Source organism: Oscillospiraceae bacterium NTUH-002-81 (assembly GCA_032620915.1).
Classification (GTDB): Bacteria; Bacillota; Clostridia; order Lachnospirales; family Lachnospiraceae; genus JAGTTR01.
Genome location: CP136052.1, coordinates 2723691 through 2746312, shown reverse-complemented (window position 1 = coordinate 2746312; position 22622 = coordinate 2723691). Strand labels below are relative to the sequence as shown.

The following is a 22622-nucleotide window of genomic DNA, read 5'->3' as shown; positions in this document are numbered from 1 at the left end:
GGAAAAGAATAAGGTCAGAGAAAGGATGGAAGCATATGAGTGAAGTTTTGAACGTAGAAGAGATCTTTGGAGAACAGGTCTTTACCCTGGGCAAGATGAAGGAGCGTCTGCCGAAGAAAGTATTCCAGGAAGTAAAACAGATCATGGACTGCGGCGGAGAGATGTCTCTGGCAACCGCAGACGTGGTGGCAAAGGCAATGAAGGACTGGGCAGTGGAGAACGGAGCAACCCATTACACCCACTGGTTCCAGCCGCTGACCGGCATCACCGCAGAAAAGCATGACGCATTTATCACAAACCCGGATGCCATGGGCAAGATGCTCATGGAGTTCTCCGGCAAAGAGCTGATCAAGGGCGAGCCGGATGCTTCCTCCTTCCCCTCCGGCGGTTTACGTGCCACCTTCGAGGCAAGAGGCTATACAGCCTGGGACTGCACTTCCCCGGCATTCCTGAAAAAAGATGCGGCAGGCGTGATCCTGTGCATTCCCACTGCATTCTGTTCCTACAAGGGAGAAGCGCTGGATAAGAAAACCCCGCTGCTTCGTTCCATGGAGGCACTGAGCGAGCAGGCACTGCGTATCGTCCGCCTGTTTGGCAACACAGAGGCAACCAAGGTCACCGCTTCCGTCGGACCGGAGCAGGAGTACTTCCTGGTTGACCGTGAGAAATATTTAAAGAGAAAAGACCTGGTATACACCGGTCGCACCCTGTTCGGCGCGCCGGCAGCCAAGGGCCAGGAGATGGAAGACCATTACTTTGGTACCATCAAGGAGCGTGTGGGCGCTTACATGAAAGACCTGAACATTGAGCTGTGGAAGCTGGGCATCTCTGCCAAGACACAGCACAATGAGGTGGCACCGGCACAGCATGAGCTGGCGCCGATCTACAACGACGCCAACATCGCCGTTGACCACAACCAGCTGGTTATGGAGACCATGAAAAAAGTGGCAACCCGCCATGACCTGACCTGCCTGCTGCATGAGAAGCCTTTCGCAGGTGTGAACGGCTCCGGTAAGCACAACAACTGGTCCATCGGCACCGACAACGGTGTAAACCTGCTGGATCCGGGCGATACCCCCAATGCAAACATCCAGTTCCTGCTTGTTCTGGCATGCATCATCAAGGCCGTTGACATTCACGCAGATCTGCTGCGTCAGTCGGCTTCCGACGTAGGAAACGATCACAGACTGGGTGCCAACGAGGCACCGCCGGCCATCATTTCCATTTTCCTGGGCGAGCAGCTGGAGGATGTGGTAAAACAGTTGGTAGAGACAGGCGAAGCAAAGAACTGCCTGGAGGGCGGCAAGCTGCAGACCGGTGTCAGAACCCTGCCGGATCTGAACAAAGACGCTACCGACCGTAACCGGACATCGCCGTTTGCATTCACCGGCAACAAGTTTGAGTTCCGTATGGTTGGCTCCGCAGATTCCATCGCAAGCCCCAACACCACACTGAACGCCATCGTTGCAGAAGCCTTCTGCGAGGCAGCAGACGAGCTGGAAAAGGCAGAGGACTTCGATGTGGCTGTCCATGATCTGATCAAGAAATACCTGACAGAGCATCAGCGGATCATCTTCAACGGCAACGGTTACTCCGATGAGTGGGTGGCAGAGGCAGAGCGCCGCGGCCTGCCCAACATCAAGTCCATGGTAGAGGCAACCGAGACACTGACCACAGACAAGGCTGTGAAGCTGTTTGAGAAATTCGGCATCTTCACAAGAGCTGAGCTGGAATCCAGAGAGGAAGTACTGTACGAGACCTACTCCAAGTCCATCAACATCGAGGCACTGTCCATGATCAACATTTCCGGCAAACAGCTGATCCCGGCTGTGGCAGGATACACAGGCACCCTGGCAGACGCTGTGGTAGCATGCAAGAACGCCGGTGTAGAGGCAACTGCCCAGAAAGAACTGCTGGCTGAGATTTCCGGTTTGCTGGCTGAGATGAAGACAGCAAGAGAGAAACTGATGGAACTGGATGAGAAAGCAGTAGCCATCGCAGATCCGAAGGAACAGGCATTCTTCTACAAAGATGAGGTGAAAGCCGGCATGGAAGCCTTAAGAGCACCTGCTGACAAGCTGGAAACCATCGTAGACAAGAAGGTATGGCCGCTTCCGTCCTACGGCGATCTGATTTTCGAAGTATAATTTTTGCAAACCCTCCGAAAGAAAAAGTATAGAAAAGTGAGAAACAGCAGTGCAGTTCCGACACAGATCGGGGTTGCACTGCTGTTTTGCTATTCTTAATACTGATGATACCCGTCCAGGAATTCTCCCAGCTTCTGCATGGAGCGCTCCAGCACGGATACCTCCGGCAGATACACGATACGGAAGTGATCGGGGTTGGGCCAGTGGAAGCCGCCGCCGTGGACGAGAAGCACATGTTTTTCCCGGAGAAAATCCAGCACAAACTGCTCATCGTCGGTGATGCCGAACCGTTTCACGTCCAGCTTCGGGAACACGTAAAAAGCTGCATCCGGGTGCGTAACGCTGACACCGGGGATATCGTTTAACATGGAGGTGATGACTTTTCGCTGCTCGTAAATGCGGCCGCCGGGCAGTAGTACCGGGTCTTCCTCGGGCCAGGATTCCAGGGCCGGAGCAACGATCTGCTGGGCAGGTACGTTGGAACAGAGCCGCATGGAGGACAGCAGGTTCAGGCCTTCGATGTAGTCTTTCACATGGTCTTTCGGGCCGCTTAAGCACATCCAGCCGATACGGAAACCGGCTACCCGGTGGGATTTGGACAGACCGTTCATGGTGATGGTGAACACATCCGGTGCCAGGGAAGCGATGGACGTGTGCTTTTTGCCATCCATCACCAGCCGGTCGTAAATCTCATCGGAAAACAGGATCAGGCCGTGCTCTCTTGCCAGCTGGGCAATCTTTTCCAGCACCTCCGGCGGATACATGGCGCCGGTGGGATTGTTCGGGTTGATGATGACGATGGCCTTGGTGTTTGGCGTGATTTTCCGGCGCATATCCTCGATGTCCGGGTACCAGTTGGAGGATTCATCGCAGATATAATGGACAGCTGTGCCGCCAGCCAGTACCACGGAAGCTGTCCACAGCGGGTAATCCGGGGCGGGCAGCAGCACCTCGTCGCCGCTGTCCAGGAGCCCCTGCATCACCATGGTGATCAGCTCGCTGACGCCGTTGCCGGTATACACGTCGTCCGAGGTAACGTCCACAATGCCTTTCTTGGCGCAGTAAGCGGCAATGGCCTCTCTGGCGGGCAGAATGCCCTTGGAATCCGAGTAGCCCTCTGAGGCGTAAAGAGAAGACGTCATCTGCTCCGGGATAAATTCCGGCGCCATCAGCGAAAACGGGGCCGGGTTGCCGATATTCAGCTTCAGGATTTCGCAGCCCTGGGCGATGAGACGGTTTGCCTCGTCCATCACCGGCCCGCGGATATCATAACAAACATGGTCGAGTTTTGAGGATTTTTTAAAATTTTTCATAATAAAGAACTCCTTTACTTTTTAGAATACCTGCGAAAATGGCGTGTAAAAAAGAAAACCCCGAGCGGTCTGTTGACTGCTCAGGGCGAATATTGATCCGTGTTACCACCTGAATTCAGAGAAAAATCTCTGCGCTTAGCCGGTACGTCCATGGTGCACACATGGGTGATACCGTTTCCTGATAACGGAGGAATACCCGTTGAAGTCTACCCGGATCGGCTGCCTGCAAATGTAAGGCGGCAAGCGCGTTCCGCTCGGTCCAAAGCTCCAAGACTGCTTCCCCATATGTTTTGCAAAGGCTCGCAGCGTCCGCCTTCTCTCTGAAGCGTCTGCATATGGGTACTTCTTCTCTTCACTGCCTTTTTCGTTTGCCTTATATTAGCACAGGAGAAAAAGAAAATCAACAGGAAAAACTTTGCTTCCATATATGAAAAAGAAAAAATCATGAAATTCACATGCGACGACAGAAAAAAATAAAGAGTATTTCGGAAGATGCGAAACAAAGAACGGAAGTTTTGACAGAAAAACGCGGGTATGCTATTCTAGGATATGAGAGGGGGTAAACGGAATGTTTACGAAAGAAGATCTGCAGGAATTTCTGGAAAATCTGCTGGGCATGATCCGATGGCTCATCGTGGCCGGGATCACCGGTGTGCTGGTAGGACTGGTGGGCGTCCTGTTCGGCAAGGGCATGACCTTTGTCAATGGCTGCCGGGCGGCACACCCATGGATCATTTGGCTGCTGCCGGTGGGCGGCGTGGCCATCATTGGATTGTACCACCTGTTTCATGTATATAATCCCCGGGGAACGAACCTGGTGCTGGAAGCCATCCATGCCAAGGAAGAGGTACCCCTCTATATGGCGCCGCTGATCATCGTGTCCACACTCATCACCCATCTGGTGGGCGGTTCTGCCGGCCGGGAAGGGGCGGCACTGCAGCTGGGCGGCAGTATCGGCGAGCAGCTGGGCCGTTGGTTCCGGTTTGATGATAAAGACCGGGGTCTCATGGTCATGTGCGGTATGAGTGCCGCTTTCTCTGCGCTGTTTGGCACGCCGCTGGCGGCAGCTGTTTTCCCCATGGAGGTGGCCAGCGTGGGTATCATGCACTATGCAGCGCTGGTGCCCTGTGTTTGCGCATCCATCGTGGCATCCCGTCTGGCACTGTATTTTGGTATGCAGCCGGAGGCTTTTCCGGTGCTGGAGGTTCCGGAATTTACCGGAACAACGGCAGGGGCAGCCGTACTGCTGGGTATCCTTTGTGCCATCATCAGCATTGTATTTTGTGTCATGCTCCATCAGGTAGGCGCACAGTTTAAGAAATTTTCCAATCCGTACGTGAAAGCGGCGGTGGGCGGCGCACTGATTCTGGCCATCACCCTGCTTCTTGGCACCCAGGATTACTCCAGTGCAGGCATTCCGCTGATCGAGCGGGCGCTGGAGGGAGAAGTGCGGCCGGAGGCCTTTCTTTTGAAAATGATCCTGACCGCCATTACCCTGGGCTGCGGTTTCAAAGGCGGAGAGATCGTGCCGTCCTTCTGCGTGGGCGCCACTTTTGGCGCCCTGTTCGGCCAGATGCTGGGGCTGTCTCCGGCGCTGTACGGTGCGGCAGGCATGGCGGCGGTGTTCTGCGGCGTCACCAACTGCCCGATCTCCACGCTGCTCATCAGTTTTGAAATGTTTGGCTTCGAGGGCATGCTCTATTATGCCATCGCCGTGTCCATCAGCTATATGCTGTCCGGCTATTACAGCCTGTATCACGACCAGAAGATCATGTATTCCAAGGTAAAAACGGAGTTCATCAATCGGAAGAGTAAATAGAAAATATCCCGAGAAAGGGAGGATGCCAGGTAAGCTGCTTACCTGGCATTTATTATGAAAAAGTTTATTTAAAAAGTATTACTTGAAGAGGTCTTTCTTTGTTTCTATGCTATTATTATATGGGAGAGAAATGAAGAAATCGTGTTGCGTTCATGAATGTTTTTTGAAATAAAAATGAATAAATTGTGAACATCAAGGGCTTTATTGACAGAGAAAACAATATATGATATAGTACATATAGAACAAAAAACGGCGAAGGAGGTAGTTTTTATGTTAGTGCCGAGCAAAACATATGGATTAGGATTATTTGATGACTTTTTTGATACACCATTTTCAGGGAGAAGAGATTTCAGCAACACGCTGATGAAGACTGATGTGCAGGAGAAGGATGGCAATTACATCCTGGACATGGATCTGCCGGGATTTGCCAAGGAGGATATCAAGGCAGAGCTGGCGGACGGTTATCTGACCATCCGGGCGGAGAAGAAGAGCCAGGAGAACAGAGGCGAGGGCAGCAACTATATTTTCCAGGAGCGCTATCACGGAACGTGTCAGAGAAGCTTCTATGTGGGAGAAGGGGTAGAGCAGGAAGATATCCATGCCGCTTACCAGGATGGCATTCTGCGGCTGGTATTCCCGAAGCTGCCGTCCAAGAAGATTGAGGAGAAGAAGAAATACATCGCCATTGAGTAAGACAGTCGATTACCGCAAATGATAAAAGACATGGTGAATACCTGAAAAGAAATACAGCAAAGAGCATTGGAAGGAGATTCCGGTGCTCTTTTTTTGTAATAGAAAATTACATCCTATGGTGAGATGAAAATGCGAGATAATTGCATAAAATTATGCAAAATAAAACAGAAAAACGACAAAGAAATGATTTTGTTTACAACGACTGATATAGTAAAAACAGAGATGAAAGAAAATGAAAAGAGAGATAGAGATATAAAAATATTTCTTTATATGTAATTACGTTTATTTGCTGAAATGCAGGAAAAAGTCAGAAAAAGGGATCTGATTCCGATATGGATCAGATCCCTTTGGTACGCCTTATCAGCTGCATGATATCTTGAAGCAGTTGCATAGAGCGTTGCGATATGCTCTTTTATCTGTTAGGTTTGCTCTTTATTTATAGTTCCGTCTGCGGATTCTGTAAGCCACCATACCGGTAAGCACTGCGGCTGCCAGCAGGAGCAGTGTCAGCAGAAGAACAGGGCTTTCGTCGCCGGTCTTGACTGCTGTGCTGCTGGTGGTTGTCGTCTGTTCCGCAGCAGTGTTGTCAGAGCTGCCGGAGTGGTGATGTCCGCCGTTATCCGTTGTCTCGGAAGGCGTTGTCGGATTGGACGGATTACTCGGATTGCTCGGGTTGCTGGGATTGCTCGGGTTGCTGGGATTGGACGGGTTACTCGGGTTCGTCGGATTGCTTGGGTTCGCCGGATTGCTCGGGTTTGACGGGTTGCTCGGATTTTCAGGATTGGTGTTTTTCTCCCACTGTGCGGTGTAAGTAGCATTTGCGGATACCGTAGCGGCTACCTGCGGATCCCAGCCCTTGAAGGTGTAGCCTTCCCGTGCGGGGGTTCCGTTATAAGCAGGGGTATCTGCACCGGTCACCAGATCGCTGTATACCTGATCAGCGAAGATTTCCTCGCCATCTACGCCGTCCGTGTAAGTAACCGTGAAGGTCGGCACAGGGCTGGTGGTGTATTTTGCCAGCGGCGGAAGGGGACTACTGCCTGTTTTCCAGTACAGATCTGCGAGGGGATCATTACTGCCAAGTTCCTTCTGCTGGCCGTTTTCCACGGATTGATTCGGGCTGAGGATCTTTACATTGCTGTCAGCAGCTTTTCCCGGGTTGCTGTTGCCGGAAGCTGTTGCGCCCCGCAGGAAGATTTCTTTGGTGGAAATCGTACCGTTGCCGGTGATCGCTGTGCCGCCGTTTCCGAAGAGCACGCTGCCGCCGATGCCGACCAGTTTGCCTTTGCCTGTAATCGTAGCGTTATCTAAGTCAAGGGCAGTTCCACCGTCATTGTTGTTGATGTTTCCTTCGCCGCCAATCGCAACCAGCGTAGCGCCCTCTTCTAAAGTGAGGGTTCCGTCCTTTATACGGAGACCCATCTGACCAATGCCGGGACCGTCATCTTCGCCCTTGATAGCAACGATGCCTTTTACTGCAATATTTCCTGTAGCAGAGACAACAGGATCAGAAATATTTCGATCTACCAGGTCTCCGTTTGCCAGGTAATTGCTGTGGGAATAGATTGCAGCATTTTCCAGAGTCGCGCCATCTTCCAGACGAAGCTGTCCGCAGATAGAAGCGCCTGTTACGAAGTCCTTATTAAAGGAATCGTAGTTCATAGAGAACGTGCCGCCATTTTTTACTTCGATGATACCTTGTACAGTAGAATCCATTAAATTCAGTTTTCCACCGTTTTCCACGACGATCTTCACACTGCTGAGGATTTCCATATTGACGAAGGTCAGATCACAGCCTGCAGGAATGTATAACGTCTGGGGAATGTTGCCTTTCTGGACATCTGCCCAGGGAATGTCATAACCAAGGAATCCATAAGTACCGCTGGTATTGGAGCCGTACCATGCTTTCACTTCAGCCGGTACGCGAACGCTTTCGTCTTCGCCGGCTACATTGCTGCCAAAAGCGCTGATGGACCAGGGCTCCATGATATTCCACATATATTTGCCGTCCTGGGTCTGGGTGAGATTTTCCAGTACGAGACGGTCTGCCAGCTTCTCATCTCCGGCATAAATACGGAACGGAAGTGCGTTACTGGTAGCAGTACGGCCCTGGTCGTCGGTAATATCAATGGAAATCAGATAAGTACCGGGATCTTTTGGCGTTCCGTCTAAGGTTAAAGCGCTGCTGATTGCAGGCATGAAAACACCAGCCATACCACTGCTGCTTTCTGCGGAAGTTCCATTTTCCGTATCAGGGACAATATTTACTTTGCATTTGCTTCCGTTAATATTGAGCGTATGGCCGGAGGAGGAAGCGTCAAGTTCTTCCCAGTCATCGTCAGTGGGTTCCACATCCTTTTCTGTCAGTGCGCCAAAGACGGTAACATTGCTGTTTTTGCTTGCATTGACAGACTGAGATGCGCCGCTGATGCCATCGTAGTTTTTCTGTCCGACGAAAGCGGATTCAAAGTTGCCTACGATTTTTACATGGAGCTGGTAAGGATCACCCTGTCCGTCATCTTCTACAAGGGATACTTTGCCGTTGGTATCGATGACCATTTTAAAGGTCAGCTGCTTGTACCCGTCGGCTGTAATGGTAATCACATCGCCGCTCTTTAACACGCCGATCACCGGGCTGGGAGAAAAATCCTTTACGGAAAACTCCAGGCGGTTTTCGGAAGCGTTGGCGCGGTAAGCGCCGCCGCTGGAAACACTGTTGTTTTTCTTTTCCCATACGGTTTCGTTGACAGTGATTTCTTTGATTTTGGAAACATAATCATCGGCGTTTGCGAAAGTGAAATACCAGTCATTGCCGAAGAAGTCCTGAGAAACGGATACCTGGGCAAGGGTGATTTCTTTGTCCTCAGAAGGCTCGGTAGGAGTAGAAGGATCTGTTGAGCCAGCCTCGGAAACGGTAAGCTTTCCATTGTCATCAATGGATATTTTGAAAGTCAGTGCCTGATAACCGTCAGCTGTGATGGTAAGCACATCGCCATCTTTTATCGCAGGGATGGTTCCGTAGCTGTCTACGCAAAATATCAGCTGCTGGTCATTGGTATTGGGATAATAAGCACCGCCGGAGGAAGGCTTGTATGTCTGTGCTTTCCAGGCTGTGCCGTTCACGGAAACACCAGTGATCTTGGAAACGTAGTCTGCTGCATCTCCGAAGGTGAAAAGCCAGTTGTAGTCGCCCCAATCGGAGGTGACGGAAATCTGATCAAGAGAAATCTTGGCATCCTCAGAAGGGGTTACCGGAGCAGTGCTTTTGAACGCTGCACTTACCGTAACATTGGATGCCGGCATGGTGAAGGCATTTTCACTTACGGAAACCGAGGCACCTGTGCTGTCTGCAACGCTGATGGCATCCAGTGTATAATTTTCGGCGGGTTCTGTCGTTACGGTGACGGTCTCTCCCTCTTTTGCAGATGTTTTATCCACAGATACCGTTCCGTTTTCAGTAGTGGCAACCGTCACTGTGTAAGATGGCTTCTCGTCTGGCTCTGTGGGTGTTTCTCCGCCTACAATAGAAGCTGTGTAAACGTAAGGATATACAGATGCATTTTTGGTGACATTAACGGTCAGATCCTCGTAATTGTCTGCGGAGATTACGATGGTTGCCGGATAAGAAATGTTGTTGTTTACAATTTTTAAGGCGTGATAGTTTTCACTGCCGTATGTGGTTCCGGTTTCCCAGAGGTTTTCACTGCCTCCGAAAGAAGGCGATCCTTTGGAAAAGGGAGTTCCGTTTACTGTGACGGAAGTAATTGCACTTGTCCAGGTTGTATCATCAAACCCTAGATTCAGAATTTCAGGAAAATAGCCGGTAACTTCACAGTTGGTGATCGTTGTAGGCGGAGCGTCTGCCGCCAAAACGGTGCTTGCTGAGCCAAATGCCGTGGACAGTATCATTACTGCCGAAAGCAGAAACGCAGCAAAGCGGTGGTAGTGTTTTCTCATAATGGTCCTCTCCTTTGTTATTTTGTCTTGGGAAAGCAGTCCTGAACATGGCTGGTTTTGCAGACGGAAACACAGAAATGTTAGGCTGTGCTAACCCTAACTGGGAGATTTTACCATTGTGATATTTTTGTGTCAATGTGGGAAAGCGTGACATTTTCTCAATAAGAAGATACTGAGAAAAGTTCTCATTTTAAAATGCCATACCGATCAGAGCCATGCTTGCAGCCTGTAGAAAGTAAATAGGATCTGTGCAGGTTATTCCATACGAAAACGGAGAGGGGGCATGCCTCCTCTCCTTGCATAAAATGATATCAATGTGTGATAAAAATCAACGAATCTTTTTAGTCTTCATCCGCAGAATGGTCTTCTATGTCTTCCAGTTTTTGTAATCTGGTTTTATACAGTTTGGAAGTAATGGTCAGTGCCAGGAAACATAAAACTTCTATACATAAGAACATAATGATTCCGGTGGCAATGGCCCCGATAAGCTTGTGGTAATTTTTATAAGAAATAAGGAACCAGATCACACCGGTAATAACCGCGGCAATGGTGCTGGCGATGAGGTTCGTCTGGAACGTGGGCCGCAGCTTTCTGTCCCAGATGCCATTTTTGATACAGGCGATGGTGAGATACAGGGCGAGACACATAAAGACAGCCCATTCGCCTGCCAGATTTCGGGCACCGTCATTTCCTGTGAGCAGCTGGATCAGCATGACGATCAGCAATCCCCAGAAAGCGAGCCAGCAGCCGTTATGTTCGATCCGAAGCAGTTCTAACTCCTGCCGTTCATCCAGATTATTCTTCATTTTCTTCATCTTCATCATCCTCCCAAAATAAATCATCCAGGCGCTTATCCAATATGTGGCAGATCTTGCGGCATAACCGGATCGTTGGATTATATTCTCCTTTTTCAATGGCGTTCATGGTCTGCCGTGAAACGCCGACAGCTTCGGCCAGTGCCTTCTGCGTCATATCCTTTTCGGCCCGCGCCACTTTGATCGCAATATTCTTTGCCAATCGCCGTCCACCTCCTCTGTGTTTATAAAGTAACATTTACCGAACTAAAAGTCAAGTATATTTTACTTTTGATCTATTATATATGAATTAATTTTGCTGATTCACCATTTCCCCACTTCCCGTATATCATATAGTATTCGGAAATAAGGAGGAGCTTTTATGAAGAAGAGATATGTGTCGTATCTGGCAGCTGCGCTGGCCGGGGTGCTTGCGGTTGGCTGTCTTGCGGGCTGCGGTAAAAAGGATACTGCCGGGAAAGGGGATCTGACGACGGTAACGCTCAACGAGGTGGCCCATTCGATTTTTTATGCGCCCCAGTATGTGGCCATCGAAAAAGGCTATTTCAAAGAGGAGGGCATTGCGCTGGAGCTGGTGACGGGATTCGGTGCGGATAAGACGATGACGGCGGTGCTGTCCGGGGAGGCGGATATCGGATTTATGGGCTCGGAGGCGTCCATCTATGTGTACAGTCAGAACCCGGACGATTATATTGTGAACTTTGCGCAGCTGACCCAACGGGCTGGGAATTTCCTGGTGGCGCGGGAACCGGCGGATGATTTTCAGTGGGCGGATTTGAAGGGAAAAAATGTGCTGGGCGGACGGAAGGGCGGCATGCCGCAGATGGTCTTTGAGTATATCCTGAAGAAAAATGGCATTGACCCGGCCCGTGACCTGACCATCGACCAGAGCATTGATTTTGGCAGCACGGCAGCGGCTTTTTCCGGAGGCCAGGGCGACTACACGGTGGAGTTTGAACCGGCGGCCACCAGCCTGGAGCAGGAGAAGGCCGGTTATGTGGTGGCTTCTCTGGGGGAGGCGTCCGGCTATGTGCCTTATACGGCTTACAGTGCCAAGCAGAGTTATATGGAAAAACATCCGGAGCTGATCCAGGCGTTCACCAATGCACTGCAGAAGGGCATGGATTTTGTAAACAGCCATACGCCGGAGGAGATCGCCAAGGTGATCGCCCCGCAGTTTGCGGAGACGGATCTGGATACGCTGACGACCATTGTGAAGCGGTACTATGATCAGAAAACCTGGAAAGAAGATCTGATTTTTGAGGAGGATAGCTTCTTATTATTAGAGGATATTCTGGATGAGGCCGGGGAGCTGGCGCAGTGGGTGCCTTACGAGCAGCTGGTGACGGCAGAATACGCAGAGAAGGCAGTTAAGTAAAAAGAATGCAAAAGCAGTAAAGAGAAAATGGGGATGCCTGCTAAAAAATGCCGATGCTGAACGAAAATGAAATATGTCAGCCTTTGTTTATGCAGGCGGCGAGGCAAACGAAGCGTAGAAGTCGCAGACGAAATTGCAGTGAAAAATCCCGCGTGTACGGCTGGGTACATGCGGGATTCCCTATGTTTTACGATATTTGACCGGGCCGTGTTCTCAGGGGGGCAATGCTGCAGGCTCACGATGGAAACCGGCTTGCGGTTCCGATATGCCTACTGTGCTTGGTATTTATACTTGCCGCCATCCAGCAGGATCTGTCCGAAGCGCTCGGTCACTTCTCCATTTTCGTTCAGATAGCCGTAAGCGGCAATGGTGGTCGTGCCGTCCGCATTGCTCTGCGGGGAGGACAGGAAGACGATGCCTGTGCCGTCGTCACAGGCGATGGTGAACAGGGCGTATTCGCTGCCGGATACAGTCTTTTCGTAGAAGGAGGCGAACTGTTTCTCAGTGACTTTCGTCAGTGCATTCTTGTTGACGCTGATGTAGGCCCGCTGTCCAGTGTTGCCGGAGGCATCGATATAGTCTGCCGTGGCCACCTTTGCATGATTTAACGGGTTTCCTGTGTTGCCCCGGATGAGAACGACGACGATGGCGATTAGAAGAACGACAATCAGCACCGCCATCGTCAGGATGGCAATGGCATAACCCCTTCCGTTGTTTCTTCTTCTTCGTCTTGACACAGAAAACCACCTCTTACTTTTCGTCTTTCCCATCAGATGCTCCAAATTGTTCCGTGCTGTGCACGCTCCAAATCCGGTTTCCGTTCCGCTTCGGTTAGTGCTAAACATGTACCACAGGCACATAGCTCCTCTATTCGCATATTGTGAAGGATTTTCTTCACTTTTATGCTCATCTGGGGCGTGGCTCAAGATCCGCAGCCTACTTTTATGCAAGCGTAACTGGGCTTTGTCCTCTCAACACCAGCATCCGATATTTAATTCTTATTATAATGGAGAACCGCACAATATTCAACAATATACTTGCGCATTTGAAAAAAATACTATATAACTAATACAGTTCACACAGAATCATCAAAATTACGGTTTTGCGAGTGATGCATGTGAACGGTAATGAATGACAGAACGATATACTATTTATAAGGAAAGAAGAGATGAGATGGAGCACAGCATGACTGAGGGCAATGTGACAAGCCAGCTGTTCCGTTTTTCGGTTCCCATCGTGCTGGGAAATATATTCCAGCAGCTTTACAACACGGCGGATGCGATGATCGTCGGCAAGATGATCGGAAACAACGCGTTTGCGGCGGTCAGTGTTGCCAACCCGATCATGTCGGTGGTTTTGTTTTTCCTGGTGGGCCTGTCCATGGGCGTAGGCATATTGCTGGCGCAGTGGTACGGGGCACAGGATATAAAGATGTTCAAGGTACAGTATTCCACAGCGCTCATTGCAGGCTGTGTGTTTACGGTGGCAGCGTCCCTGCTCTGTATTGTCTGCTCCCGGTGGATGCTGCTGGCAGCCAACACACCGGCGGAGATCATGGAGGACACCAACTGGTATCTGCGGATTATTTTTGCAGGACTGTTTTTCTCCTTCCTGTACAATTATCTGGCGGCGGCGCTCCGCGCCATCGGGGATTCCCGCAGTGCCTTTTTGTTTTTGGTCATTTCATCGGTGACCAATGTGATCCTGGATATCGTGTTTATCCGGTATACGCCTCTGGGAGTAGCCGGCGCGGCGGTGGCGACAGTCATTTCCCAGGCGTTATCTTCCATATTATGTGTGATTTATATTTATAAGAAAATACCGATCCTGGCGCTGGCACGCAGCGAGTTTGTGTATGAAAAAAGCGTCATGAAAAATACGCTGCTGTTCAGCTGGACATCGGCGCTGCAGCAGACGTTCCTGTATTTTGGCCGCCTGCTTGTGCAGGGTACCATCAATGCCCAGGGCACGGATATGATCACCGGTTATAATGCGGCGATCCGTCTGGAGGCGTTTATGATGGCGTTCATCGACGGTACCCAGAGTGCCATGTCTACCTTTGGCGGACAGAATGTGGGTGCCCACCATCCGGAGCGGCTGAAAAAAGGATTGCTCCGCACCCTGCAGATGGATCTTGCGTATATTGTGCTGTTCAGTGCGCTGATGCTGAGCATGCCCAGAACGCTGGTGGGGCTGTATGTGGATCTGGACAACGCGGCGGCGGTGGAGATCGGTGTGACCTACATCACCGTGATGCCACTGTTTTATCTGTGCTGCGGTGTGGTATCGGCGCTGCAGGGCTTTTTCCGGGGCATCGGCAAGATCCGGATCGCCATGACGGCCACTTTTTCCCAGATTGCCATGCGCTGTATCCTTTCGGTGATCCTGGTGCCGCGGTACGGTATTTACGGTGTCTGCGCGTCGGTGGGAACCGGCTGGGTGCTGATGGTAGTGTACAGCAGCTATAACTGTATCCATTATTTTCGAAAAAAAGTTGACAATCGAAGAACAATCATAGAGAATGAAAAAATCAACGAGGAGGATAATCTGATGAAGAAAGTACCTTTTGTGACAAAGGAGCAGGTCGAAGAGATGGCAAAGACCTGGCCGACCCCTTTTTATGTATATGATGAGAAGGGCATTTTGGAAAATGTGCGGAAATTAAAGCAGGCATTTTCTTGGAATAAAGGATATAGAGAGTATTTTGCAGTAAAGGCAACGCCCAACCCGTATATCATGGAGCTTCTGAAAAAAGAGGGCGTGGGCGCGGACTGCTCTTCTTACACAGAGCTTCTCATGTCTGAGGCAGTGGGCCTGTCCGGACATGATATCATGTTTTCATCCAATGTGACCCCGGCACAGGACTTCAAGAAAGCTGCAGAGCTGGGGGCCATCATCAACTTTGATGATCTGACCCACATTGATTTCTTTGCAGGCATTGCCAAATTCCCGGAGACCATGTGCTGCAGATACAATCCGGGCGGCGATTTCGCCATCCACAACCAGATCATGGACAGCCCGGAGGATGCCAAGTACGGCATGACCAGAGAGCAGCTGACAGAGGCGTTTCTGAAGCTGAAAGCCAAGGGTGTGAAGCATTTTGGTATCCATGCATTCCTGGCCAGCAACACCGTGACCAATGCCTACTATCCGAAGCTGGCAAGAATCCTGTTTGAGACGGCGGTAGAGCTGCAGCAGGAGACCGGCGTGCATATCGCATTCATCAACCTTTCCGGCGGCGTGGGCATCCCGTACACACCGGACAAGGAGCCCAATGACATCCTGGCCATCGGCGAGGGTGTGCACAAGGCATACGATGACATTCTGGTGAAAGCAGGCATGGATGACGTGGCCATCTTCACCGAGCTGGGCCGTTTTGTCCTTGGACCTTATGGCTGCTTGGTGACCAAAGCCATCCATGAGAAACACATTTACAAGGAGTACATCGGCTGTGATGCCTGCGCGGCAAACCTGATGCGTCCGGCCATTTACGGCGCTTACCATCACATCACCGTGCTGGGCAAGGAGAACGAGCCCTGCGATCACATGTACGATGTGACCGGCGGCCTGTGTGAGAACAATGACAAGTTTGCCATTGACCGGATGCTGCCCAAGATCGACATGGGCGATTACCTGGTGATCCACGATGCCGGCGCTCACGGATTTTCCATGGGCTACAACTACAACGGCAAGCTCCGTTCCGCAGAGCTGCTGCTGCATGAGGATGGCAGCGTGCAGATGATCCGCCGGGCAGAGACGCCGAAGGATTACTTTGCAACCTTTGATTTTTCCGGACTGTTTGACGCACCGGAATATGAAAAATAAACGAATATGATGCCGGGGTTAAATGGTCTAAGTCCACATGAGCTTGCTCATAAGTGGGTGAAAGACCTTGGAACCCGTTCATGATATGAGCATAAAAGTCAAGAAAATGGCGAAGGGGCCGTACCGTTTGGTGCGGCTCCTTTTTGCGCGAGCAACGAGCCAAAGTCCGTGCTTGCACGAGACCTTGGCGACTGCCGCGACAACCATGAGAAACTCGCAAAGCGTGTTTCTTGTGGTTAAATAATAGGAAAATGGAGGTGCAGCGATGAAAGTAAGAGTATATGGAGCAAAGGAAGAAGAGATCGCTTACAGCGAGTCTCTGCGGCCCGGCTATCCGCTGGAGCTGGCTTACGCGAAAGAGGTGCTGGGGCCGGATACGGTGGATCTGACCAGGGGGTACGATGCGGTGTGGATCGTGACGGCCTGTAAAATTACGGAAGCGGTGGCTAGACGCTTACAGGAAAACGGCGTGAAATATGTGGTGACCCGTTCTGCCGGGTACGATCATATGGATCTGGCGGCCATGAAGCAGTACAGTCTGCGTGGCGCCAACGTGCCCTTTTATTCTCCCTGGGCCATTTCCGAGCATGCGATATTGACAGCTCTCTCTCTGCTGCGGCTGGCGAAAAAACAGCAGAAGAAGATCGCAGCCGGAGACTATACGCTGGCGGGGGTACAGGGAAAGGAACTGCACACCATGACTGCCGGGGTGGTGGGTACCGGGCGCATCGGCTACGAGACGATTTCCTATCTGAAAGGTTTTCACTGTCAGGTGCTGGCCAGCGATCCCTATGAAAACGAGCGGACGGCCCGGATCGCGCAGTATGTGCCGCTGGAGGAGCTGCTGGCACAGGCGGACATCGTGTTCCTCCACTGTCCCATGACGGCGGACAACTATCACCTGCTGAACGCGGACACCATCGGAAAAATGAAGGACGGTGTGTACGTGGTGAACAACGCCAGAGGCGGGCTTATCGACCATGCCGCTATGCTGGAAGCGCTGAAGGGCGGCAAGGTGGCAGGCTTTGGCTTTGATGTGTATGAAAACGAAACCGCATTTCTGCGGAAAAAGGATGTGAAACCAGAGCAGCTGGATCCGGTGTTTGCTGAGCTGCTTTCCATGGACAATGTAATCTATACCGCGCACACCGGTTTTTACACGGACAAAGCCATTGAAAGCATGATCCAGGTGACCATGGACAATCTGGGGCAGTACGCCAAGGACGGCTGCTGCAAAAATGAGCTGGTAAAATAAAGCGGCACACAAGAACAGGAGGCGGACATTATGGAAAAAACATACGATATCACACAGGGCTCCAAGGGCATTCAGCGGGTACAGGCATCCCCCATCCGGGCCATTCTGGACCGGGCGGCCGTGCTTCGAAGTGAGGGCAACAAGGTCATTCCCTTAAGCGCCGGGGAGCCGAACTTTAACACCCCGGCCCCCATCAAGGAGGCAGTCAAAAAAGCCATCGATGAGAACTACAGCCATTACGGCTCCAACCGGGGGCTTGCAGAACTGCGGCAGATCCTGTCGGCGCAGAACGCCCGGGAGACCGGCGTCACCTACGATCCGGAGACGGAGGTATTCATCACTTCCAGCGGCGCCGAGGCCATCAACAACGCCATTCTGGCCTTTGTGGACGAGGGAGACGAGGTCATTATCTTCACCCCGGCCTTTGTCAGCTACAAGAATCTGGTAAAATTCTGTGGCGGCGTGTTTGTGGATCTGCCCCTGAAAAAAGAGGACGGCTTCCAGATCGATCCGGCGGCGTTGGAGGCAGCGGTGACGGAAAAAACGAAAATGATCATTTTGAATAACCCCAACAACCCCACCGGCGCGGTGTATACCAGGGAAAGTCTGGCGGCGGTGGCAAAGATCGCCGTGGAGCACAACCTGCTGGTGGTGTCCGACGAGATGTACAGCAAGCTCACCTACGAGGATGCCCGGTTCACGTCCATCTGTGAATTCCCGGGGATGAAGGAGCGCAGCCTGATCATCAGCGGATTTTCCAAGACATACGCCATGACCGGCTGGCGGCTGGGCTGGATCCTCACCGACAAAAAGCTGGGTGTGTCGCTGCTGCGGATGCACCAGTATTCCACCACCTGTTCCCCCACCTTTATCCAGAAGGGGCTGGCGGACGCCATGCTGCTGCCTGAGACCCAGGCGGAGGTAAGTGCCATGGTGGGTGCTTTCGCCAGAAGAAGACAGCTGATCCTGTCTGGACTGGATGCGATCCCGCAGCTTTCTTACGTGAAGCCCTACGGCGCTTTCTATGTGATGGTGGATGTGTCGAAGACCGGACTTACCGGCCAGGAATTTGCCTTGCGACTTTTGGAGGAGCAGTTTGTGGCAACGGTACCGGCCATCGGCTTGGGAGATGCCTGCGAGGATTTCATCCGGATTTCTTACGCGGCTTCTGAGGAGGATATCGTGGAAGGGCTGCGGCGCATCCGCATACTGGTGGAAGCGCTTGGCGCATAAAGGACGAAGGAGAGGGGAGGCGGTATGGTGTTTCATTTACAGCTGACGCTATTTTTGCTGCTGGTATTCGGTTATGTCTGTGCCCGGGTGGGCATTATCACAAAGGAAGGGCGGAAGGTACTGACGGCGCTGGTCATCGACCTGTTTTTGCCCTGCTCCATCATCCGCTCCTTCTGTGTGACCTTTGATGAGAGCATTTTACAGAAAATGGGCCTGATCCTTTTTATCGGGTTTGCCTATCAGTTTGCATCCCTGTTTCTTTCCCGGTTTTTGTTTCCTGGGGCGGAAAAGGGGCAGCAGGTGTGCATGAAATACGGCATCATCTGTTCCAATGCGGGCTTCATGGGACAGCCCATGGCAGAGGGCGTGCTGGGCAGCGAGGGGCTTCTGTACGCTTCGGTGGCCCTCATTCCCATCCGGCTGTTCATGTGGTCGGCGGGGCTGGCGCTGTTTACCGCCACCGACCGGAAATCGGTGGTGAAGAAGCTGCTGACACACCCGTGCATGGTGGCTGTTTACATTGGCCTGGTGCCCATGATTTCCGGCCTTCGTTTTCCCACGTTTCTGGATGATGCCCTGCGCTACACGGGCAGCTGCACCACAGCGGTGTCCATGATGGTCATCGGTGCGATCCTGGCGGAGACGGATATCCGTAAAATTGCCGGAAAGGGATGGATCCTTTATTATTCCCTGCTGCGGCTCATCGTCATTCCGCTGGTGGTGTACGGCATTCTGGAAGCCTGCGGGGTGGATGCCATGCTCATCGACGTCAGCGTGCTCATGGCGGCCATGCCTGCGGGAAGCACCACGGCCATGCTGGCAGCTTCCTATGACGGGGATGCGCCCTTTGCTTCGGGCATGATTTTCATGTCCACACTGCTGTCCATGGTGACACAGCCGCTGATCGGCCTGCTGTTCGGCGGCTGACAAAGACTGTCAACATTTTACTTGCACAAACCGAAAAAAATAAGCTATAACTATTGCTAAATAAAAAATCCCATACAGAAAGTTGATTTCAAAGAGGAGATACGTTCAGGAAAACCTGCGATCTCCTCTTTTTTTATTTGATCTGTGCTTTACGGACAAGGAGGAGTAGATATGGAGAAAAAAAGAGTGCTGGTGAGCGGCCAGACGTATGCGAAGGATAATCGGAAATATGTGGACGCCATCGCGGAAAAATACCAGACGGAAATTATCTATAACCCCAATCCCGGGGCCATGAAGGAGGAGCAGCTCATTGCGGCCATCAATGAAAACCAGGCCAAGGGGCTGCTGGTGTATTCCAGCTCTGATGAAGTGACTGAGAAGGTGCTGACGTCCTGTCCCACGCTGAAAGTCATTTCCAGACACGGAGTGGGTTTGGAGAACATCGATCAGGAGGCGGCGGCCAGATGCGGCATCGCCATTTATAATACAAAGAATTCCCACGATTATGAGGCCGTGGCCGACTGGGTGTTCGCAGCCATGTTTGACCTGTCCCGGAACCTGCGGTTTTACGATCAGGAGTTAAAAGAGGGACGCTGGACGAGATGCCAGAGCACGAACCTGTGGGGCAAGACACTGGGCATCACCGGCTATGGCCGGATTGGCAAGACAGTGGCACGCCGGGCGGCAGCCTTCCACATGCGGGTCATGGTGCTGCATCCCCATTCCGGCAACGAGGCGGGAGCGCCGGACTACATCGAGTTCGCCAGCCTGGATGAAATTTTGCGGGAGGCAGATTTCCTTTCCCTGCACAGCATCGTCACCAGCTCCACCAGAGGAATGATCGGGAAAAAACAGCTGGATGCCATGAAGCCCACCGCCTTTCTTATCAACAGCGGCCGGGCGGCGCTGGTGGACCAGGAGGCGCTGGTGGAGGCGCTGAAAAACCACACCATCGGCGGCGCGGCGGTGGATGTGTTCACCAATGAGCCTGCCACCGGGGATCCGCTCATGGATCCGGCCCTCACCAACGTGCTGGTGACGCCCCATGTGGGGATCTACACGGAGGAGACACTGCGGGAGATCGATATCCTGGCCATGGAAAATCTGGTGAGTCATCTTTAATAGAGGAATTTCCGTTCACGAGCGCCATTCGCAAAACCGCATCTGCGATGCAACTCATTTTTGCTTATGTGTCAATAATTTACTATGCCATCGTGAAAATCTGTGATATAAGAAAATATTGTTGACAGTAACCTGACGATAAGGAGGAAACAAATATGCGTGTAATAGAACATCCGATTCTGGGTGATCTGGAAGATAAGAAGAAAGTAACGCTGTATTACAACGGCGAACCCATCGAGGCGCTGGAGGGCGAGCCCATCGCATCTGCGCTGATGAATGCGGGCATCCGGGTATTCCGGACGACAGCTAAGCGGCATGAGCCCAGAGGTATTTTCTGTGCTATCGGCAGATGTACCGACTGCATGATGATCGTGGACGGCATTCCCAACACAAGAACGTGTGTGACTGCGGTTCATGACGGCATGCATGTGGAGAAGCAGGAAGGCCTGGCGCCGATCAAGCCCCAGGAATAAGCACAACAGGAGGAGTTCAATATGAAAGAAATCGTAACGGATGTTGCCATTGTCGGCGCAGGAAGTGCCGGACTTTCCGCAGCATATCAGGCAGCCTGTGCGGGGGCGGATGTACTGGTCATCGACGAGAATTCCAGACCCGGCGGACAGCTGTTTAAACAGATACATAAATTTTTCGGCTCCAAGGAGCATCAGGCAGGAACGAGAGGCTTCGTCATCGGCCAGCAGCTGCTGGAAAAGGTGGAAAAGAGCGGCGCCAAGGTCATGCTGGACAGCCTGGTGTACGGCCTGCTGCCGGATAAGAGCATGGGCGTCATCAGCAACGGCGTCAACTATTCGGTAAAAGCAAAGAAGATCATCATTGCCAGCGGCGCCAAGGAAAACTATATGGCATTCCCGGGCAGTACGCTGCCGGGCGTGATGGGTGCAGGCGCAGCCCAGACGATGATCAATGTCAACCGTGTGCTGCCGGGAGAGCGGATTCTCATGGTGGGCAGCGGAAACGTGGGACTGATCGTTTCCTATCAGCTCATGCAGGCCGGCGCCGAGGTGGTCGGTATTGTAGAGGGCGCACCGAAGATCGGCGGCTACGGCGTTCACGCAGGCAAGATCAGAAGAGCAGGCGTGCCGATCTATGTGGGGCACACCATCAAACAGGTATATGGAAAAGAAGAGGTCGAGGGCGTGGAGATCGCAGCTGTGGATGAGAAGTGGAATATGATCCCGGGCAGCGAGAAACGGTTCGACGTGGATACCGTCTGTCTGGCAGTGGGCTTAAATCCCATGACCGAGCTGGTATGGATGGTGGGATGCAAATTTGATTTTATCCCGTCCTTCGGCGGACATGTGCCGCTGCACGATGAAAATATGGAGACAACCGTTCCCGGCGTGTATGTGGCCGGAGACGTGACCGGCGTAGAGGAGGCTTCTTCCGCCATGGAGGAAGGCAACATGGCCGGTGTGGCTGCTGCAGAGGCACTGGGTTACTTAAGCCATGAAGAGGCTGCCCAGAAAAAGGCAGAGATCATTGGACGGCTGAACACCCTGCGTTCCGGTTTCTTCGGCGCAGGCAGAAGAAGTTCCAAGGAAAAACAGCTTGCAGATATGCAGGCGTACAAAGATGCTTGTAAGAAGGGAGCTGTTTGTGAATGAATAAAGGTGTAATGTATACAGGAATTCCCTCCCCGGAGGAGCTGGCGGCATGTCCCGGCGTGCCCTCCGAAGAGCGGATGGCAAAAGGAAGAGTGGCTGTGATCGAGTGTGTACAGGAAATTCCCTGCAACCCGTGTGAGAACGCCTGCCGTCTCGGTGCCATCACCATCGGCGAGCAGATCACGAACCTGCCCACCCTTCATGAGGAAAAATGTACCGGCTGCGGCATGTGTGTGGCCAACTGCCCGGGTCTTGCCATCACCATCATTGATAAGACCTACAGCGATACAGAGGCAGTCATCGAGTTCCCCTTTGAGTATCTTCCCCTGCCGGAGGTGGGCGATACGGTGCAGGCAGTCAGCCGTGCCGGTGAGGTGGTATGTGATGCCACCGTTACTTCCGTGCGGAAGATCAAGGCATACGCTGGAACAGCAGTGGTGGGCATTGCGGTTCCGAAACAGTTTGCGGACGAAGTTCGCAGCATGAAGCGTCTGAAGAGAGCATAAGCGGGAG

17 protein-coding genes, 1 pseudogene and 1 other annotated feature are annotated in these 22622 nt (G+C 52.1%); of the genes and pseudogenes, 13 read left to right on the top strand and 5 right to left on the bottom strand.

Features of this window, described 5'->3' with window-relative positions; genetic code table 11:
* The first annotated feature begins 35 nt into the window (after nt 1-35).
* Nucleotides 36-2147, top strand: a complete 2112-nt coding sequence (locus RJD28_13565; protein WNV57294.1) for a glutamine synthetase III — start codon at nt 36-38, stop codon at nt 2145-2147.
* A 95-nt stretch (nt 2148-2242) separates the two neighbouring features.
* Here the strand turns inward: RJD28_13565 and RJD28_13560 are convergent, their stop codons facing one another.
* Nucleotides 2243-3460 (bottom strand): pyridoxal phosphate-dependent aminotransferase, encoded by a 1218-nt coding sequence (locus RJD28_13560; GenBank protein WNV57293.1) that lies wholly within the window; start codon nt 3458-3460, stop codon nt 2243-2245.
* A gap of 78 nt (nt 3461-3538) precedes the next feature.
* Nucleotides 3539-3825: a binding site (T-box leader), on the bottom strand.
* Between the two features lie 203 nt (nt 3826-4028).
* Between RJD28_13560 and RJD28_13555 the strand changes: the two genes are divergently transcribed.
* Together RJD28_13555 and RJD28_13550 are read left to right on the top strand one after the other, a co-directional pair.
* Nucleotides 4029-5279: a chloride channel protein gene (locus RJD28_13555; protein ID WNV57292.1), complete on the top strand. Its 1251-nt coding sequence runs from the start codon at nt 4029-4031 to the stop codon at nt 5277-5279.
* Nucleotides 5280-5549: 270 nt separating this feature from the next.
* Entirely contained in the window at nt 5550-5972 is a 423-nt protein-coding gene (locus RJD28_13550) for an Hsp20/alpha crystallin family protein (GenBank protein WNV57291.1), read from the top strand.
* Nucleotides 5973-6404: 432 nt separating this feature from the next.
* Here the strand turns inward: RJD28_13550 and RJD28_13545 are convergent, their stop codons facing one another.
* The 3 genes from RJD28_13545 to RJD28_13535 form a co-directional block, all read right to left on the bottom strand.
* A complete protein-coding gene (locus RJD28_13545) occupies nt 6405-9929 on the bottom strand; it encodes a DUF1533 domain-containing protein (protein WNV57290.1) in 3525 nt (1174 codons plus the stop codon).
* A gap of 341 nt (nt 9930-10270) precedes the next feature.
* A complete protein-coding gene (locus RJD28_13540; protein WNV57289.1) occupies nt 10271-10744 on the bottom strand; it encodes a DUF6773 family protein in 474 nt (157 codons plus the stop codon).
* Nucleotides 10725-10946 (bottom strand): helix-turn-helix transcriptional regulator, encoded by a 222-nt coding sequence (locus RJD28_13535; GenBank protein ID WNV57288.1) that lies wholly within the window; start codon nt 10944-10946, stop codon nt 10725-10727. The genes RJD28_13540 and RJD28_13535 overlap by 20 nt, the downstream gene beginning before the upstream one ends.
* Nucleotides 10947-11105: 159 nt before the next feature.
* Here RJD28_13535 and RJD28_13530 point away from each other — a divergent pair, with 159 nt between their 5' ends.
* Nucleotides 11106-12122, top strand: a complete 1017-nt coding sequence (locus RJD28_13530; protein ID WNV57287.1) for an ABC transporter substrate-binding protein — start codon at nt 11106-11108, stop codon at nt 12120-12122.
* A gap of 269 nt (nt 12123-12391) precedes the next feature.
* Here RJD28_13530 and RJD28_13525 read toward each other — a convergent pair whose 3' ends face one another.
* Nucleotides 12392-12859: a hypothetical protein gene (locus RJD28_13525; protein ID WNV57286.1), complete on the bottom strand. Its 468-nt coding sequence runs from the start codon at nt 12857-12859 to the stop codon at nt 12392-12394.
* A gap of 394 nt (nt 12860-13253) precedes the next feature.
* Between RJD28_13525 and RJD28_13520 the strand changes: the two are divergent.
* The 9 genes and pseudogenes from RJD28_13520 (at nt 13254) to RJD28_13480 (ending at nt 22615) form a co-directional block, all read left to right on the top strand.
* Nucleotides 13254-14441: pseudogene (locus RJD28_13520) on the top strand (MATE family efflux transporter).
* 231 nt (nt 14442-14672) lie between these two features.
* Entirely contained in the window at nt 14673-15947 is a 1275-nt protein-coding gene (locus RJD28_13515; GenBank protein WNV59627.1) for a diaminopimelate decarboxylase, read from the top strand.
* A gap of 265 nt (nt 15948-16212) precedes the next feature.
* Entirely contained in the window at nt 16213-17202 is a 990-nt protein-coding gene (locus RJD28_13510) for an NAD(P)-dependent oxidoreductase (protein WNV57285.1), read from the top strand.
* Nucleotides 17203-17232: 30 nt separating this feature from the next.
* The gene (locus RJD28_13505; GenBank protein ID WNV57284.1) at nt 17233-18435 is read left to right on the top strand and encodes a pyridoxal phosphate-dependent aminotransferase; all 1203 of its coding nucleotides are present in this window, start codon (nt 17233-17235) and stop codon (nt 18433-18435) included.
* 24 nt (nt 18436-18459) lie between these two features.
* Nucleotides 18460-19362 carry an AEC family transporter gene (locus tag RJD28_13500; protein ID WNV57283.1) on the top strand — a complete coding sequence of 301 codons (903 nt, stop codon included), beginning with the start codon at nt 18460-18462 and terminating at the stop codon, nt 19360-19362.
* A 171-nt stretch (nt 19363-19533) separates the two neighbouring features.
* Complete coding sequence (locus tag RJD28_13495) at nt 19534-20484, top strand: NAD(P)-dependent oxidoreductase (GenBank protein WNV57282.1); 951 nt, start codon at nt 19534-19536, stop codon at nt 20482-20484.
* Nucleotides 20485-20639: 155 nt separating this feature from the next.
* On the top strand, nt 20640-20957 hold the full coding sequence (locus tag RJD28_13490) for a (2Fe-2S)-binding protein (GenBank protein ID WNV57281.1): 318 nt from the start codon (nt 20640-20642) through the stop codon (nt 20955-20957).
* A gap of 21 nt (nt 20958-20978) precedes the next feature.
* Complete coding sequence (locus tag RJD28_13485; GenBank protein WNV57280.1) at nt 20979-22109, top strand: NAD(P)/FAD-dependent oxidoreductase; 1131 nt, start codon at nt 20979-20981, stop codon at nt 22107-22109.
* Nucleotides 22106-22615: a 4Fe-4S binding protein gene (locus RJD28_13480; protein ID WNV57279.1), complete on the top strand. Its 510-nt coding sequence runs from the start codon at nt 22106-22108 to the stop codon at nt 22613-22615. Before RJD28_13485 ends, RJD28_13480 begins: the two co-directional genes overlap by 4 nt.
* Nucleotides 22616-22622 lie beyond the last annotated feature (7 nt).

What these genes read in the sequence shown, in the direction of transcription:
- RJD28_13565 (WNV57294.1), top strand. Translation starts at nt 36, where the DNA reads ATGAGTGAAGTTTTGAACGTAGAAGAGATCTTTGGAGAACAGGTCTTT.
- RJD28_13560 (WNV57293.1), bottom strand. Translation starts at nt 3,460, where the DNA reads ATGAAAAATTTTAAAAAATCCTCAAAACTCGACCATGTTTGTTATGAT.
- RJD28_13555 (WNV57292.1), top strand. Translation starts at nt 4,029, where the DNA reads ATGTTTACGAAAGAAGATCTGCAGGAATTTCTGGAAAATCTGCTGGGC.
- RJD28_13550 (WNV57291.1), top strand. Translation starts at nt 5,550, where the DNA reads ATGTTAGTGCCGAGCAAAACATATGGATTAGGATTATTTGATGACTTT.
- RJD28_13545 (WNV57290.1), bottom strand. Translation starts at nt 9,929, where the DNA reads ATGAGAAAACACTACCACCGCTTTGCTGCGTTTCTGCTTTCGGCAGTA.
- RJD28_13540 (WNV57289.1), bottom strand. Translation starts at nt 10,744, where the DNA reads ATGAAGAAAATGAAGAATAATCTGGATGAACGGCAGGAGTTAGAACTG.
- RJD28_13530 (WNV57287.1), top strand. Translation starts at nt 11,106, where the DNA reads ATGAAGAAGAGATATGTGTCGTATCTGGCAGCTGCGCTGGCCGGGGTG.
- RJD28_13515 (WNV59627.1), top strand. Translation starts at nt 14,673, where the DNA reads ATGAAGAAAGTACCTTTTGTGACAAAGGAGCAGGTCGAAGAGATGGCA.
- RJD28_13510 (WNV57285.1), top strand. Translation starts at nt 16,213, where the DNA reads ATGAAAGTAAGAGTATATGGAGCAAAGGAAGAAGAGATCGCTTACAGC.
- RJD28_13505 (WNV57284.1), top strand. Translation starts at nt 17,233, where the DNA reads ATGGAAAAAACATACGATATCACACAGGGCTCCAAGGGCATTCAGCGG.
- RJD28_13500 (WNV57283.1), top strand. Translation starts at nt 18,460, where the DNA reads ATGGTGTTTCATTTACAGCTGACGCTATTTTTGCTGCTGGTATTCGGT.
- RJD28_13495 (WNV57282.1), top strand. Translation starts at nt 19,534, where the DNA reads ATGGAGAAAAAAAGAGTGCTGGTGAGCGGCCAGACGTATGCGAAGGAT.
- RJD28_13490 (WNV57281.1), top strand. Translation starts at nt 20,640, where the DNA reads ATGCGTGTAATAGAACATCCGATTCTGGGTGATCTGGAAGATAAGAAG.
- RJD28_13485 (WNV57280.1), top strand. Translation starts at nt 20,979, where the DNA reads ATGAAAGAAATCGTAACGGATGTTGCCATTGTCGGCGCAGGAAGTGCC.
- RJD28_13480 (WNV57279.1), top strand. Translation starts at nt 22,106, where the DNA reads ATGAATAAAGGTGTAATGTATACAGGAATTCCCTCCCCGGAGGAGCTG.